Here is a 17,276-nt window from a genome sequence, read left to right on the forward strand (position 1 = left end):
AGCAGGGAAAATAAAAGTTCTCTATTTTCCAAACTTTATACAGTTTGTACATATGTATGAACCCTAAGAGGAAGATATTCATGAGAATAAAAAAGAAAGCACCTCGCATACATGCGAAGTGCTTTTAACGAATTCCAAAGAAATTTTTCATCTTTGTAAAAACAGATACTTTTTCTTGCCCAAACGCTTGTAAAGGGACAGATTCACCTAGCAAACGTCTTGCAATATTCCGATAAGCTAATGATGCTTTTCCATTCGGCTGCAATGCTACAGGTTCACCTGTATTTGTAGCACGAATAACTTCATCATCATCCTCGACAACTCCGAGCAACTCAATCGAAAGTGTACGTACAATTTCATCTACATCTAGCATATCTTGCTCATGTAGCATATGGCTACGCACACGGTTAATAACAAGTTTTGGTGGTTCGATATCTTCTTTTTCTAAAAGCCCAATAATACGGTCTGCATCACGCATAGAAGATACTTCAGGCGTCGTTACAACAATCGCTTTGTCCGCACCTGCCACCGCGTTTTTGAATCCCTGCTCAATACCAGCAGGACAATCAATTAATATGTAATCATAATCATAATCTTGACGTAATAGTTGTATTAACTCATCCATTTGTTCAGGTGTTACCGCTGACTTATCGCTCGTTTGTGCTGCAGGTAATAAATAAAGTTCATCAAAGCGCTTATCTTTTATAAGAGCCTGAGGTAAACGACAACGACCTTCGACGACATCAACAAGATCAAATACAATACGATTTTCTAGCCCCATTACTACGTCTAAGTTTCTTAGACCAATATCCGTATCAATTAAACATACTTTTTTCCCGGATAATGCTAAGGCTGTACCAATGTTTGCAGACGTTGTAGTCTTTCCTACCCCGCCTTTTCCAGATGTAATTACTATTGCCTCTCCCACAGCTATACAATTCCCCTTTCTAACTTTGTTAAATTAGGTCTAAGATGAGTGAGAAGTTGCAGGCGATCGACAACAATGTGATTGTTCTCATCAATATACGCACATTCCGCCGCCTCTGCTCCGTCTTCTTTCTCTTCCGGAGCCCGCATTGTCACATCACTAATTCGAAGTTGCATTGGATTCATAACAGATGCTGCAATGACAGCATCTGTATCCCCATAATATCCAGCATGCGCAATTCCTCGTAATGATCCAACGACAAAAATATTTCCCCCAGCGATAACCGTTCCGCCTGGATTGACATCTCCAATTAACAATAGATTTCCTTTTACATGCAATACTTGACCTGAGCGAACAATTTTGGAAACAGGGACAATTTCTGTTTCTTCTTTCCACGCTATTGCTTCAGCTTTTGTTATGACATCACTCTCAATGGAATCCACAACAAGATTTTTTTTATTACGAATCAAAGTGCGAATTTCTTCTTGCTGTACATCTGTCAAATAGCGATTACCAACTTTAACATGTACTTCGATTAATGAACGTCCATCACCATCGTAATAGTGAGTGGAAAGCTTTTCGTCCAGTTCTTGCAGTAATTCAGAGAATGAACAGCAATCATCTAAATGTAATGTCAGTCCATCTTTTGTCCCTTTTATCGTTATATTTTGTTGCTTTTTTTCTTCCACTAAAGTTCACCCCAACGATTCAATTCGACATAAAATTAGAAAATCCTTTTTTCTTTTTCTTCCATCGCTTTTGAAAGACGCACAAGATATCGTCTCAGTGGGAAACAAACTAGTAATAAGAAAATGCCATTTAACAATAAAGTAGCAAGGAGACGATCTGAGAAAAAGATATGCGCCGGTACATGAATACGTCCTAGTAGCGTTAAAAATCCATATACATAATACTCTAATGCTGCAATTCCCGTTAATACGATAAAAGAAACAATAAATAAATTCAATTGCAATACTCTCATCGTACTATACACAAGATACGCCAAAATTGGATAAGCAAATATATATACACCAACAAGTTCTGTATATACAGTATCAAATAAAAAACCAAATAATAGCCCATAGTAAATACCTTGTAAAGGACTAAAATAAACGGTAATAAAACATAGCACAATCATAAAGAAATGCGGAGCTGCAATACTGTCTTTCCAAAACAATGCTGTTGGAACTACAGTAGAAAACATATTTTCGAATAAAAACACAAAAAGAAGCAGCAGAGGAAGAATTGCTCTTTTCAAAATAGCCATATCTTCTCCCCCTTACTGTTCTAACGCTGCTGAGGGCATAACTCTTTTTGTAACCATAATATGGTCTACATCATTTAAATCCGCAGCAGGTTTTACGTAAGCTGTTTGTGTTAATCCATATTCATCTGGTGCAACATCTACAATTTTCCCAATTACTAACCCTTTCGGGAAAATATCACTTAATCCTGATGTTACAACCGTTTGATCTTTTTCTACTTTTACATCAGATGGAATCTTTGTGAAAACAAGAGATTGTTTTTCCTTGTCGTATCCTTCAATCAATCCAAAAATACGCTCTTGCCCTTCTACTACAGCAGAAATACGATTTGTTCGATTCAGTGAACTCAATAATTCTACAGTTGATGTAAATTGAGACACACTTTTCACTCGTCCGACTAACCCTTTTGAAGTCATAACAGCCATATCCTTCTGGATTCCTTGCTGTGCACCTCTATCAATTCCGATTAAGTCATACCACTTGTCCGGATTGCGTGCAATCACTGTAGCTTGGATTGGCTTATAGTCACGAAGAGAATCTTTTTTATCAATCGTTTCACGAAGCTTCGCATTATCTTTTTCCAAATCTTTTACTTTCACGGATAATTCCGCATACTTATCTAATTTTTCTTTTAATGTTTTATTTTCTTCATACGTGCGCTTTACATCTTCTACGTTCTCAAAGAACCCGGCAACATAATTCGCTGGCTTTTGGAATACACGTTCTACAACACCGACAGTATCTTTTACAAACTGCTCTGGCCATGTTAGATTTTTCCGTTCTTTCAGTGAGATTCCAATCAATGCCACGAGAAGAATAATACTAACTAGCAAAACAATTAATCTTTTGTTTAAGAAAAACTGTGGCACGTTCACACCCTCTTAATTTCATTGATTTTTATTTTGGAATATTATCGAGCAGTTTTGAAAAGGTCGATATTATCTAAAGCTTTACCTGTTCCAATTGCTACACAGTCAAGTGGATTTTCTGCAACAAGAACTGGCATTTTCGTTTCTTCACTAATTACTTTGTCCAAGTTGCGAAGTAATGCACCGCCTCCTGTTAATACAATTCCACGGTCCATAATATCCGCTGCTAATTCAGGTGGCGTTTTTTCTAATGTGTTTTTCACTGATTCTACAATTGCATCTACTGTATCTTTTAACGCATCTGCAATCTCTTCTGGCTTGATTAATACTGTTTTTGGTAAACCACTTACTAAATCACGGCCACGAATTTCCATTGGCTCAATACCTTCTGGCTCGCCTGCAGAACCGATTTCTAATTTTAATGCTTCTGCTGTTCTTTCACCGATCATTAAGTTGTAGCTTTTCTTAATGTATTGAATGATTGAATCGTCCATATCATCACCAGCAACACGAACAGATTGACTTGTTACAATCCCGCCTAAAGAAATGATCGCAACTTCTGTTGTTCCGCCGCCAATATCAACAACCATACTACCAGTTGGTTCCCAAACAGGTAAGTTTGCACCGATTGCTGCTGCAAATGGTTCTTCAATTGGATATGCATCACGCGCACCTGCTTGGCGAGTTGCATCGATTACTGCACGTCTTTCTACAGCAGTAATACCAGATGGCACACATACCATTACATATGGCTTACGAGAGAAAAATCCATTTGATTTTTGCGCTTGTTGAATATAGTATTTCATCATTGTCGCTGTTGTTTCATAATCAGCGATTACACCATCTTTCATAGGGCGAAGAGCCACTACGTTTCCTGGTGTACGACCAATCATTTGTTTTGCATCGCTACCAACTGCAACGATTTGTTTCGAATCAGTTTGCAATGCTACAACTGAAGGTTCACGTAAAACTACACCTTTTCCTTTCACGTATACAAGCGTGTTTGCTGTTCCTAAATCAATTCCAAGATCACGAGTAAAACCACCAAATCCAAACATATCATCTATCTTCCTTTCTCATTTTCACGGACTCATTTTCTTACTTTATATTTATAATAAAACAGTACGTTTTTATATTTTCTATCCTTTATTGTAAGCGAATGCCTACAAAAAACTCATAAATCACATTATAAAACAAAATAGGTAAAAAGAATAGTCTTAAATATGACCTTTTTCTTTTAAACTCACGAATTTATGGTCGCCTATAATAATGTGATCAAGGACTTCAATCCCAATGATCCTTCCACATTCTACCAATCGTTTTGTCACTTCAATATCTTCCCGACTCGGCGTAGGGTCTCCTGAAGGGTGGTTATGCAGACATATAATAGAGGCTGCTGCGCGACGAAAAGCTTCTTTGAAAACCTCGCGAGGATGCACAATTGAGGCATTTAAACTCCCAATAAACACAGTCTGCCGATGCATAACTTGATTTTTCGTATTCAAGTATAAACAGACAAAGTGCTCTTGTTGTAAAAAACGCATCTCTTCCATCATATAACTAGCGCAATCTTCTGGACTCCGAATACTATATCGATTTTGGTACTCTAAACGCACCATCCTTCTCCCTAGTTCAAAAGCAGCGATTAACTGAGAGGCCTTTGCTATTCCTACACCATGAATACTCGTCATCTCTTCTATTGTAGCATCTTTTAACATTCGTAATCCGTCAAAATGATATAAAATTTGATCCGCTAATGTTAGAACTGATTCTTCTTTAGAACCAGTTCTAAGTAGCACTGCGAGAAGTTCCCGATTCGATAAACTGCTTGCTCCTTCTACTAATAAACGCTCCCGTGGTTGTTCTTCTTTCAAAACATCACGAATACCGTTCATATTTTCACTCCTTTTTCAATTTTTCGCAAAGAAAACCCCATGCAATTTTACGCATGGGATGCATCATTATCGAACTGTTTTAATTCACGAACAAGTCGTGCAATTGGTAATCCCACTACACTGTAGTAATCTCCCTGAATATGTTGAACAAAGATAGAACCTTTTCCTTGAATACCGTAACTTCCAGCCTTATCAAGTGGTTCTTTCGTCGCAATATACGCATCAACCTCTTCTTCTGTTAACTCCCAAAACGTAACTTCTGTACGTTCGTAGAAAGTTACTGTTTTTTCTTTTGAAATGAGCGCAACGCCTGTATATACTTCATGTGTTTTTCCTGATAATAGCTGCAGTATTTCTTTCGCTTCCGCTTCATCTTTAGGCTTTCCAAGAATACGCGATTCATATGTAACAATTGTATCTGCACCTAATACCACACTATCTTCGTGATTTTCTACTACAGCAGATGCTTTTTGCAAAGCAAGTGACATCACAATATCAGCGGGCGATGAATACGCACCGATTGTTTCTTCTATTTCACTCACAACAATTTCAAATGGTACACCCGCTAGTTCAAGTAATTCCTTCCGGCGCGGTGACCCAGATGCTAAAATAAGTTTTTTCATATATGCTCCTTTCTTACATAAAGCAGAAAAATATAGCTTGATCGTATCAAACAAATACCTTTCCTACAAATTGCAAAAACATCATTTTCTTTTTAAGAAATGATGTTTTCTCACTATAAGGTGAAAACATTTCTATAGCTATATAATTCAAAAGAAAAGAAAGAAGTATGCATACTTCTTTCCTCTTATTCCATTATCCTACTCTTTGGCTTTTTGCGAAACCACTTTTTCATAAGAAAGCAAACCATCAATTATAACTTGATTCAATTTAGCTACTGCTTCTTTATCAGTCTTTCCTTCTTTTATTGTTTGCACAGCTACTGATGCATACGTATATATTTTTTTTACATCCTCACGCTTAATTGATTTCCCCTCTTTTTCAATTGCCTTCCATTCCTTTTCAATCGCTTCTATTTCTTTTGAATTACTTTTACTTCCAGGTTGTATACTAGTCGCGTATTTTACAAAATGGACGTATAAGAGTTGTAACTTACTTAACAATGGACCAGATTCTTTATCGCTTTTCAGCAATGCCCGATCTGTAATTTCCCATTTCTTTTTCAAAACTGATACGCCGTCTTTCTTATATTGTCCGATTAATTTATCTAACGTTTGCTCATCACTAGCAATTCCAACTACAAGTGAATACTTATCATCAGTCGGTTTAATCGCTGCTATGCCCCCATTGTCTTTCCATTCCTGAGTAGCTGCCTGTCCTTTTTCTTCAGAAGAATAGAGACCTCCCTGAACGAAATATAAAGTGATTGGTTCTAAAGCAGCTGCATTCCCCACCTTTTGTTTTTCTTCTTTTTTCTCCCCAGCTGTTACTTCTTTTTGCTCTGCTCCATTATTCTTTTCTCCACTTGTTATCGTAGCTTCCCGAACTGTACCTTGTCCCGTTAACAAGTGAAGCATTCCCATCCCTAACACTGTGCCAATGATAACCGCAGTAGCAACTGTAAAAATAAGCACATTATTCCATTTCTTTCGGTGCTGCCGGATAGATGGTAACTTGTTTTTTTGAAAGGGCACTACATTTTGCGACGTTTCACTATCAACTACCATCCAATCAAATTCTTCCTTTTCTTTCTGCTTTTCTTCATACTTTGCTTCCGTTCCGTTTACTTTAACCGAGATTGTTCGTGATTGCTTGTCCATACCCTCACACCTCACCTCTTATCATTGTCCGCATCATATCATATTCACTTCACAAAAAAACGAGATATCTGTCGGAGGGATTCGTCAAATTTTCCCATATAGTTATCTTATCCCGCATTAATAGGCAGTAATATCCCCCACCTCAAAATTGCGGATAAAAATTATGAAGGTTGCTAGGGGATAAACTGCCCCTAAAAGCCCGATTGGTGAAGGCTAACCATCAGTGGGAAATAAAAAAACCTCCACTGATGGAAGTTTCACTTTATATGTATGTATTTGACTTCATTTGTAGAACAAAAAACTAGGGCAGCAAGTTGCTGTCCTAGTTTTTTTCACGAATGTATTTTCTAACTTCTGAAATAAAGTAAAGAGAGCCTGTTATGATGAAAACATCATTTTCTTGGAGGTTGTTCATTTTCGCATCAATAGCTTCTTTCCAATTCTCAAAAACTTGTTTTGTTTCCTTACGTGAGTAAGCTGCAAGCTCCTCAGCAGAAATCGCACGATCAAATGTGAATGTTGTAAAAGTCATTTCATCTGCAATTGTTTCTAATTGCCCTACCATATTGTCTAGCTGTTTATCACCTAAAGCGGTAAATAAAACAAGGATGTTTTTATCGTTATAATGAGCCTTTACTGTTTTCACAAGGCTTGCAATTCCTTCTGGATTATGAGCGCCATCTATAATTACGTCCGGATTGCTTTGCAGTCGTTCAAATCGGCCAATCCAATATGCTTCACTTAATCCTACGCCAATATGCTCTTCCTCCATTAAGAATGATAGGTATGTTTTAAGATACATAATCCCCATCAACGCCAATGCTGCATTTCCGACTTGATGACTTCCTTTCATCGAAATCTGAACTTCCTCAAATGAAGCAAACGGGCAAGAAAAATCAAAATGCTCTCCATCTTCATCGGAACGTTGATGAACAGCTGTAAATTGCTTTCCAAACTCATAAAGATTTGCATTCTTTTCCTGAGCAACCTTTTGGATAGCCTCAAGTGCTTCTTCATCCTGCACACCAGTAATAACAGGAACTCCTGATTTAATAATTCCTGCTTTTTCGTACGCAATTTCAGCTAATGTATTCCCTAAAATATGCATATGATCATGGCCGATATTTGTAATCATTGTAAGAACTGGATGAACTACATTTGTAGAATCAAAACGACCACCAAGCCCTGTTTCAAACAAGACGATGTCACAGAAGTTTATTTTACCAAAATAGCAGATTGCCATTACTGTAATAATTTCAAACTCCGTTGCTTCTCCTAAATCTGTTTCATCTAATTTTTCAACAACCGGTTTTACCATATTTACAAGCTCAGTAATTTCTTTATCTGCAATCGGTGTACCGTTAACACTAATTCGCTCATTAAATGTTTCAATGTATGGAGACGTAAATGTACCAACTTTATATTTTCCCGCCTCTAGCATATAACGCATATATGTTAAAGTTGAACCTTTTCCATTTGTTCCTGCAAGATGAACGCATTTTATGTGACGCTCAGGATTTCCAAGCTCCCCTAGCATCCACTGCATTCTCTCTAATCCTGGTTTAATTCCAAACTTTAATCGGCTATGAATCCAATCTATCGCTTCTTCGTATGTATGTACCACGCTTGCCATTCCCCTTTCAAATCAATAAAAAAGAACTAAAACAAAGAATTATTCTAGCTCTATTATACGCAAATAAAAGAGACTCACCAATATGGCGAGTCTCTTTCGAATGACTTTATTTTTGAAGATCAGCTAGACGTTGACGAACTGCTTCGCGTTTTTCTAGATAATCTTGCTCTTTTGCACGCTCTCCTTCAATAACTGCCGCTGGTGCTTTTGCTACGAAACCTTGGTTTGCAAGTTTCTTCTGTACACGTTCTACTTCTTTATCGAACTTCTCAAGTTCTTTTTCAAGACGCGCTTTCTCTTCATCAAGATTGATAAGATCAGCTAATGGTAAGAATAACTCTGCACCTGATACGATTGCAGTCATCGCTTTTTCTGGCGCTTGTAAATCAGTCTTAATTGTTAATTCACTTGGATTACAGAAACGCTCAATGTACGAGCTATTTTTCATAAGCTGTGCTAGTACTGCTTCGTCTTTTGCTTTAATTTGCATTTGAACTTTTTTGCTCATTGGCGTATTTACTTCAGCACGAATGTTTCGAACAGAGCGAATGATATCAACTAGAAGGTGCATTTCTGCTGCCGCTTCTTTATCTTGTAAATCTTCGCGAACTGTCGGCCATGCTGCTACTGTAATAGATTCACCTTCATGCGGTAAGTGTTGCCAAATCTTCTCTGTTACGAATGGCATGAATGGGTGTAGTAGACGCATCGTTTGGTCTAGTACGTATGCTAGAATTGAACGAGTTGTTTTCTTAGCCACTTCATCTTCACCGTATAATGGAAGTTTCGCCATTTCAATATACCAATCACAGAAATCATCCCAAATGAAGTTGTATAATGAACGGCCAGCTTCACCGAACTCATATTTATCCATGTTACGTGTTACACTTTCAATCGTTTCATTTAAGCGGGTTAAAATCCACTTATCTGCAACTGATTTTTCACCAGTTAAATCGATATCTTCATATTTCATGTCATCCATGTTCATTAATACGAAACGGGATGCATTCCAAATTTTATTAATGAAGTTCCAAGTAGATTCTACTTTCTCCATGCTGAAGCGTAAATCTTGTCCTGGTGCACTTCCTGTTGATAAGAAGAAGCGCATTGCATCTGCACCGTACTTATCAATAACATCCATTGGATCAATACCGTTACCAAGAGATTTACTCATTTTACGTCCTTGCTCATCACGAACTAAACCGTGAATTAATACGTCTTTAAATGGGCGCTCTCCTGTAAACTCTAAACCTTGGAAAATCATACGAGATACCCAGAAGAAGATGATATCATAACCAGTTACTAGAGCATCTGTTGAATAGTAACGTTTGAAGTCTTCTGCATCTTCGTTCGGCCAACCAAGTGTTGAGAATGGCCATAACGCTGAGCTAAACCATGTATCAAGTACGTCGTTATCTTGATTCCAGTTTTCAATATCTGCTGGTGCTTCCGTACCTACGTATACTTCACCAGTTTCTTTATGATACCAAGCTGGAATGCGGTGTCCCCACCATAATTGACGAGAAATACACCAGTCGTGAATGTTTTCCATCCAGCGTAAGTATGTGTTCTCGAAACGCTCTGGTACGAACGTTACTTTTTCTTCTTCTTTTTGTTGAAGTTCTACTGCCTTTTCTGCAAGTGGGCCCATTTTTACGAACCATTGTGTTGATAAGTAAGGCTCAACAACTGCACCGCTACGCTCACTATGTCCTACTGAATGCATATGAGGCTCGATTTCTACTAATACGCCAGCATCTTGTAAGTCTTTTACTAACTCTTTACGGCATTCGAAACGATCCATACCGTTATACTTACCAGCTTTTTCGTTCATCGTTCCATCTTCGTTCATTACTAAAATACGAGGTAAGTCATGTCGGTTACCTACTTCAAAGTCATTCGGATCATGAGCTGGTGTAATTTTCACAACGCCTGTTCCGAAATCTTTTTCTACGTACTCATCAGCAATAATCGGAATTTCACGGCCTACGATTGGAAGTGTAACTGTTTTTCCGATTAAATGCTTGTAACGATCATCTTCTGGATGAACTGCTACTGCTGTATCGCCAAGCATTGTTTCTGGACGAGTTGTCGCAAGTCGAATGTGACCAGATCCATCTGTCAATGGGTAGTTCATATGGTAGAATGCACCTTGAATCTCTTTATGAATTACTTCAATATCAGAAAGAGCTGTGCGTGTTGCTGGATCCCAGTTAATAATATATTCACCGCGGTAAATTAAACCTTTTTCGTATAATTGAACGAATACTTTATTAACCGCATCAGATAAACCTTCGTCTAATGTAAAGCGCTCACGAGAGTAATCTAATCCTAAACCAACTTTTCCCCATTGCTGACGAATGTGAGAAGCATATTCTTCTTTCCATTCCCATGCTTTCTCAAGGAATTTCTCACGGCCAAGATCGTAACGTGAAATACCTTCTTCACGAAGTTTTCCTTCTACTTTTGCCTGTGTTGCGATACCAGCATGGTCCATTCCTGGAAGCCATAATACATCGTAACCTTGCATACGCTTTGTACGCGTCAAAATATCTTGAAGCGTCGTATCCCAAGCGTGCCCTAAGTGCAGTTTACCTGTTACGTTTGGAGGCGGGATTACAATTGTATACGGCTGCTTTTCCGTATCTCCTTTTGCTTCGAAATATTTGCCGTCTAGCCACCATTTATAAAGGCCTTCTTCAACGGACATATGATCATATTTAGTCGGTAAATTCTTTTCCGTATTTGACATTATTTTCCCTCCTTAAAATAAAAATGCCCCTCATCCAAAAAGGACGAGGGACATCGTGGTACCACCTTTATTTACAAACAAATTCAAAATTTGCTTATACTCTTAATTTGATAACGGACAGATCCGTCTTTTCCTAATGAGAATGACTCCGTTCAGAAAAGATGCTCCAGAGCTACCTTCTAACATGACTATCTAGAGAATCTCACAGCTAATAATTCTCCTCTCTGCAGACGTTTAATGTTATACTCTTCCCCTTCAACGCATTTATATAATTGTTATTTATTATATACAATAGTGTAAAAAACGAAACCATATTCGTCAAGATAAAAATATTTTTCAGCAAGTTTCTACAATTAATAAATTCTATTTTGATAAAAACAACATACAATTACCAATCAGCTTAACTAAATTCCCTGTAATATATACACGGAAAATGAAGGTATGCAGCACAAGCACCTTAGGTACTTACCCCGCATACTGTAATATTACCCTTTCATCTTTTAAGGTTCATGTGCAGCAATAGCCTTTCTATACGGAGGAATGATTATGCGACGATACCGACGCACCTACAATTTTTCGGCCCCTTCATGGGTTAGAAATTTACAAACGATGTTTGCTGATTTTGCAATTCCCCTTACGATTTTCCAAGGGATTCGTACATTACTACTTCCAACTTTCTTAGATTTCATCATCCTTATCATCTTTGTTGTAGCAACGATTCGCTTGCATTTTCAGCCGTAGCCTCAAGGACACTTGAGACTACGGCTGTTACTCATTCCCTTGCTGCGCTGCTTGAAATTGTGAAATAAAATACTCTATATTACTTACAAGCCAATGCGCTTGTTGTAACATTTTCACACCTTGAAGTTCTTGCTTTTCACTACGGCTCTGCTGTTTGCTTGTATAAGATTGGATTTGTCGAATAAATGGGGACGGATATGTTAGATACGCAAACATAAGGAGTTGTTCTTCTTTCGTAAACGGAAAATTCTTTTGATACACCTGATACCATTCAAAGCGATCGCTTCTCGTAATTGGATATGTGTTCAATGAGCGGGAATAAAAGCGAACAAGATCTTGAACTGGTGTTGCAAATTGAGACCTTTCTAAACTAATAAAATAACCATTTCGTTCATAATCGAATAAAAAATGATTCATCGATACATTGCCATGAATAAAAGAAACTCGTGTTTTTTCTTTTTCTTTCATCGCTTCATTCCACTCCGAAAGCTGTTTCGTTGCAAATTCACGCGCCCTCATCACATGATGAAAATACGTACAATACTGCAATTCAAACGGCGACATATACCATTTCGCCTCAGACTCTACGAGGAATTGCTCTAAGAATTCTCCATCTTTCTCCCAACGATCAGAGACATTTGTATAATGCTCCTCTAACACTTCTTCAGTATACGTTTCTTCTTTTACCGTCCTTTGATGAAGCAGCGCTAGCGTCTGAAACATTTTATGATATTGATCATTGTCCTCTCCGTTCCCTTCTGCTCGCTCAAGCCAAGGCATTAAATAATAACTATATGTTTCGTCACTCAAAATATGATTTCCATCTGTCGCATGGTAAATCGGTACATAATGTGTAAATCCCTTTTCACGTAAAAATTGAACATGATACATTAAATTATTTCGCTTCAATCGATGAGATGGTAATTTTTTCAATGCATATGGACCTTGATTCGTATAAATTTTTATTACACTCCCATGCTCTTCCATATGGTGGGCATCCAATTGATACCGCTGTACGATCGGCGCATAACGATCTCGCAATTCTATATCCATACGAATGATCCTTTCTCATTCAAAAACGTAAGATGAACTATGGTAAAAGAAAAGAGATGAGTGGAGAAAATTCTCCACTCACTTTGTCTTTGCTTTTGACACAGGTATATATATAATTTGCCCTGCAGTTAAATATACATCATCTGTTTGATTCACACGATGTAAATGCTGGACCGACGTTTCATATCGATCCGCAACCGATTCAATTGTATCCCCTTCTTGCACAAAATACATACGTAATTTCGTAAATTCTTCTTCCGGCTCTTTCGTAAACAATTTTGTTAAATATAATGCATTTTCATCCCGTTGTGAGTATGCCGTTTCTGCTTCTTCCTGTAATTCCTTTTCCTTCTTTTTCTGAAAATCCTTCCGGCCAAAGAATTCAAACTGTGGTGTAGTTTCTTTTGCTTCCTCTTCTCGTTCTTCCTCTTCATGTTCTTCTAGATCTTCTACCTCTTCTTCTAATTCTTGTTCTTTGCGCTCCTCTAATTGGAAAGGCTCAAATGCATAATCTTCCCATCCGTTTGATTCTGTATGAACTGTTACTTCTTCCACTTCTACCGGCAATGTATCCTCATCCACCAGTTTTATTTCCTCGGTTCTATCAACTTCCACATTCTCTATCTCTTCCTCTTGCACTTCATTCTGTATTCTCTCATCCTCACATAATCCAGATATCGATATGTCCGCTAATAGCTGTAAACAACCATTTTCCTTTAATTCATAATCGAATTCCTCAATGGAAACATACAATTCTTCAACTTGTTTCACTCGGTTTCGTGGAATCGAAATTTCTAACGGAAAAGAGTGCACAAGTTCGTTTACACCATCTTCTCGCGTTTCTACATAATCAATGGATTTCGCTGGAGATAAATCTCGTAATGAAAACGCAGAATCATCTTGCCTTGCAACATATTCTCCCGTTAAATCCAATTGACCTCTCACAATTACTTCGTATTCAAGCTCTTCTATCTCAACGTCTGGATCTAACGAAATTGACAAAAGTTCTTCGACTTCCTGTCCTTTTTGGAACCAAACCGATTCTTTTAATGAAAAACGTAATGAATGATCTGTTGCCACTTCTTTTCCCCCTCCCAAACTGTATGTCATTACAGGTTTATGTGTCTCGGAATCATTTTATGAGTAAAAAATCGAACTGCACATGTGATCTTCCTATTCATTTTTCATATATCGACGCTTTTTAAAATATATCGGCATTCCGACAATATGCGACATGATCTCTAGTCATTAATAAAAAGGTTGCCAGGACGATCCCGGCAACCTTTTTATTTACGCTTTTAATTTCGACATCGCAATTTCTGCCGCTGCAATTGTCGCTTCAATATCTGCATCACTATGTGCTGTTGATAAGAATAATCCTTCAAATTGAGAAGGTGGTAAGAATACACCTTGCTCTACCATTTCACGATAGTAAGCTGCGAAGAACTCTAAGTTAGACGTTTTTGCTGCATCGTAGTTAATAACTGGTTCATTCGTGAAGAATATACCTATCATTGAACCTGCGCGGTTTATATGATGCGGAATACCGTGTTTTTCAGCCGCTTTACGCAGGCCATTTTCTAACATTTCAGCTTTACGCTCAAACTCTTGATAACACTCTGGCGTTAATTGTACTAATGTTTCATAACCTGCAGTCATTGCTAAAGGATTACCAGATAATGTACCTGCTTGGTAAATCGGTCCGCTCGGTGCAACTTGGCGCATAATTTCCGCTTTACCACCGTATGCTCCTACTGGTAGGCCGCCACCGATTACTTTTCCTAAACAAGTTAAATCAGGTGTTACACCGTAATAACCTTGTCCACAGTTGTAAGCAACGCGGAATCCTGTCATCACTTCATCAAAAATAAGCAATGCACCATTTTGCTCTGTCACTTCACGAAGTCCTTCTAAAAATCCTTGTTGTGGTGGAACTACTCCCATATTTCCTGCCACTGGCTCTACGATAACACAAGCAATATCGTCACCGAATTGCTCGAACGCATATTTTACACTCTCCAAATCGTTATACGCTACTGTAATCGTATTTTTCGCTACACCTTCAGGTACACCTGGGCTATCTGGTAAACCAAGCGTCGCAACACCTGAACCTGCTTTAATTAATAGCGAATCACCATGACCATGGTAACAACCAATAAATTTCAAAATTTTATTACGACCTGTATAACCACGTGCTAGACGAAGGGCACTCATCGTCGCTTCTGTTCCTGAATTTACCATACGTACAATTTCAATCGATGGCACACGCTCAATTACAAGCTGCGCTAATTTATTTTCAATCTCTGTTGGCGCACCAAAGCTCGTTCCTTTTTCAGCAACAGCTTTTAATGATTCCACAACACGTTCATTTGCATGTCCGTGAATAAGCGGTCCCCATGATAATACGTAGTCGATATATTCGTTCCCGTCAATATCATACACTTTAGAGCCTTTTCCGCGCTCCATAAAAAGCGGATTCATACCAACGGACTTAAATGCACGAACTGGGCTATTTACGCCGCCAGGCATTAAATCTTGCGCTGTTTCAAACGCTTCAATCGATTTATCAAACTTTTTCATTATTGGATTCCTCCTTCTTGTAACCATCGTGCTGCGTCTTTCGCATGATACGTAATAATTAAATCTGCTCCTGCACGTTTCATGCTCAATAGTTTCTCAAGTACAATCTCTTTTTCATTAATCCAACCATTTTGCGCTGCCGCTTTAATCATTGAGTATTCTCCGCTCACATTATAAGCCACGATTGGTAAATTGAAATTGTTTTTCACATCGCGAATGATATCTAAGTAAGAAAGGGCCGGTTTTACAATTAAGAAATCCGCTCCTTCCATTACATCTGATTCAGCCTCACGGAATGCTTCCATACGGTTTGCTGGATCCATTTGATACGTTTTACGATCACCAAATTGCGGTGCACCGTGCGCAGCATCGCGGAATGGACCGTAAAATGCAGACGAGTATTTCACAGCGTATGACATAACCGGTACGTGTGCAAAACCGTTCTCATCTAACGCATGGCGAATCGCCGTTACAAATCCATCCATCATGTTAGATGGTGCGATAATATCTGCTCCTGCTTTTGCTTGGCTCACTGCTGTTTTTGCAAGAACTTCAAGTGATTCATCATTTAAAATGATTCCATCCTCAATAACCCCGCAATGCCCATGGCTTGTATATTGGCATAAACATGTATCCGCCACTACTACTAACTCTGGAAACTGCTCTTTAATTTGTTTGATCGCACGTTGTACAATGCCGTGTTCACAAAATGCAGAAGATCCAACTTCATCTTTTTCAGCAGGCAAACCAAATACGATAACAGAACGAATACCTAAATCTACCACTTCTTGCATTTCAGCTTGCAGAAGATCTAAAGAAATTTGATATACATCCGGCATAGAAGGAACTTCGTTACGAACATTCTCTCCTTCTAATACAAAAATAGGATAAATAAAATCTTCTGTATGTAAAAATGTTTCACGTACAAGCGCACGCATATTTTTGCTTTGTCTTAAACGACGATGACGATTAAATTGTAAAGAATTCATAGATTTCTATCTCCCATTCTTTTTATTTAGACTATGCATTTTGATTATATTTTGAAATGCACTGTATTAATGCTTCTACTGTATATTCTTTTGGAACGATTACACCAGCAAAATAACGCCTTGCCTCTTGCTCTGTTATCGGTCCTATACAAGCAATTGTACATTTTTTTGTCCATTCTCTCCAGTTTGTGCCCTCAAGTAATTTCACAAAGCTTGTAACAGTAGAGGGACTCGTAAATGTAACAACATCTACCTTACCTAACTCTAGAGCTGCGATAAGGTCTAGCTGCTTCTCATGATTTGTTTTCGTTTCATACACGACAAATTCTTCTAAAAACACATCAAGATCGCGGAGTTTATTTGGAATAATATCTCTAGCTAAATTCCCTTTTGGAAATAAAATGCGTTCTGTCCCGTTTAACTCTCTTACAAATTCTAAAACGAAAGCTTCCGCGACAAAAGTCTTTGGGACAAAATGAACCTCATAACCCCGCTTTTCTAATTCTTGTCCTGTTTTCACCCCTACTGCAGCAATGCGAACAGTAGGGGGTATTTCCTGACACAAACCATCTAAAAAAAAACTCACACCATTTTTACTCGTAAAAATAACCCAGTCATATGTGTGAAGCTGCTGAGATATACCTTGAAATTCCTGCTGAGATACACCTTCTATATGCAAAAGCGGAATTTCCAATGGAATTCCGCCCTGTTTTTTCACCGCTACACTCATTTGTTTTGCTTGATGCTGGGCACGCGTAATCAGTACTGTTTTGCCAGCAAGAGCATCCAT

The 17,276-nt window shown here is 38.2% G+C and carries 16 protein-coding genes and 1 other annotated feature; of the genes, 1 reads left to right on the forward strand and 15 read right to left on the reverse strand.

The features are described from left to right. Positions 1-124: 124 nt before the first annotated feature. From minD to ORL93_RS13645, 10 genes are all read right to left on the reverse strand, one after another. Complete coding sequence (minD, locus tag ORL93_RS13600) at positions 125-928, reverse strand: septum site-determining protein MinD (protein ID WP_003200838.1); 804 nt, start codon at positions 926-928, stop codon at positions 125-127. 2 nt (positions 929-930) lie between these two features. Continuing rightward, complete coding sequence (gene minC / locus ORL93_RS13605; RefSeq protein ID WP_003200837.1) at positions 931-1,617, reverse strand: septum site-determining protein MinC; 687 nt, start codon at positions 1,615-1,617, stop codon at positions 931-933. 35 nt (positions 1,618-1,652) lie between these two features. Then, the gene (gene mreD / locus ORL93_RS13610) at positions 1,653-2,195 is read right to left on the reverse strand and encodes a rod shape-determining protein MreD (protein WP_003200835.1); all 543 of its coding nucleotides are present in this window, start codon (positions 2,193-2,195) and stop codon (positions 1,653-1,655) included. A gap of 12 nt (positions 2,196-2,207) precedes the next feature. Continuing rightward, a complete protein-coding gene (gene mreC, locus ORL93_RS13615) occupies positions 2,208-3,062 on the reverse strand; it encodes a rod shape-determining protein MreC (RefSeq protein ID WP_018764385.1) in 855 nt (284 codons plus the stop codon). 41 nt (positions 3,063-3,103) lie between these two features. After that, complete coding sequence (gene mreB / locus ORL93_RS13620) at positions 3,104-4,120, reverse strand: cell shape-determining protein MreB (RefSeq protein ID WP_003200832.1); 1,017 nt, start codon at positions 4,118-4,120, stop codon at positions 3,104-3,106. A gap of 159 nt (positions 4,121-4,279) precedes the next feature. Continuing rightward, on the reverse strand, positions 4,280-4,957 hold the full coding sequence (radC, locus tag ORL93_RS13625) for a RadC family protein (protein WP_003200830.1): 678 nt from the start codon (positions 4,955-4,957) through the stop codon (positions 4,280-4,282). 47 nt (positions 4,958-5,004) lie between these two features. Then, on the reverse strand, positions 5,005-5,580 hold the full coding sequence (locus ORL93_RS13630) for a Maf family protein (RefSeq protein ID WP_003208628.1): 576 nt from the start codon (positions 5,578-5,580) through the stop codon (positions 5,005-5,007). Positions 5,581-5,778: 198 nt separating this feature from the next. Further along, complete coding sequence (locus ORL93_RS13635; protein WP_265959138.1) at positions 5,779-6,738, reverse strand: stage II sporulation protein B; 960 nt, start codon at positions 6,736-6,738, stop codon at positions 5,779-5,781. A 322-nt stretch (positions 6,739-7,060) separates the two neighbouring features. Next, entirely contained in the window at positions 7,061-8,362 is a 1,302-nt protein-coding gene (locus ORL93_RS13640; protein ID WP_018781681.1) for a bifunctional folylpolyglutamate synthase/dihydrofolate synthase, read from the reverse strand. A gap of 115 nt (positions 8,363-8,477) precedes the next feature. Continuing rightward, complete coding sequence (locus ORL93_RS13645; protein ID WP_098806323.1) at positions 8,478-11,123, reverse strand: valine--tRNA ligase; 2,646 nt, start codon at positions 11,121-11,123, stop codon at positions 8,478-8,480. Between the two features lie 36 nt (positions 11,124-11,159). Beyond that, positions 11,160-11,391: a binding site (T-box leader), on the reverse strand. A 278-nt stretch (positions 11,392-11,669) separates the two neighbouring features. Here ORL93_RS13645 and ORL93_RS13650 point away from each other — a divergent pair. After that, complete coding sequence (locus tag ORL93_RS13650) at positions 11,670-11,864, forward strand: hypothetical protein (RefSeq protein ID WP_018764391.1); 195 nt, start codon at positions 11,670-11,672, stop codon at positions 11,862-11,864. Between the two features lie 27 nt (positions 11,865-11,891). On the opposite strand, the gene ysxE is transcribed toward ORL93_RS13650, so the two are convergent. The 5 genes from ysxE to hemD form a co-directional block, all read right to left on the reverse strand. After that, a complete protein-coding gene (gene ysxE / locus ORL93_RS13655; RefSeq protein ID WP_097795383.1) occupies positions 11,892-12,917 on the reverse strand; it encodes a spore coat protein YsxE in 1,026 nt (341 codons plus the stop codon). A gap of 78 nt (positions 12,918-12,995) precedes the next feature. Continuing rightward, positions 12,996-14,027: a stage VI sporulation protein D gene (spoVID, locus tag ORL93_RS13660; protein WP_080740069.1), complete on the reverse strand. Its 1,032-nt coding sequence runs from the start codon at positions 14,025-14,027 to the stop codon at positions 12,996-12,998. A gap of 180 nt (positions 14,028-14,207) precedes the next feature. Next, the gene (gene hemL / locus ORL93_RS13665) at positions 14,208-15,497 is read right to left on the reverse strand and encodes a glutamate-1-semialdehyde 2,1-aminomutase (protein ID WP_003200815.1); all 1,290 of its coding nucleotides are present in this window, start codon (positions 15,495-15,497) and stop codon (positions 14,208-14,210) included. Beyond that, positions 15,497-16,486 (reverse strand): porphobilinogen synthase, encoded by a 990-nt coding sequence (gene hemB, locus ORL93_RS13670; protein ID WP_006096072.1) that lies wholly within the window; start codon positions 16,484-16,486, stop codon positions 15,497-15,499. The genes hemL and hemB overlap by 1 nt, the downstream gene beginning before the upstream one ends. 31 nt (positions 16,487-16,517) lie before the next feature. Further along, positions 16,518-17,276, reverse strand: coding sequence for a uroporphyrinogen-III synthase (hemD, locus tag ORL93_RS13675; RefSeq protein WP_018764394.1), 759 nt, complete (start codon positions 17,274-17,276; stop codon positions 16,518-16,520).

It is taken from the genome of Bacillus sp. DHT2, assembly GCF_026241455.1.
In the GTDB taxonomy this organism is placed as follows: Bacteria; Bacillota; Bacilli; order Bacillales; family Bacillaceae_G; genus Bacillus_A; species Bacillus_A pseudomycoides.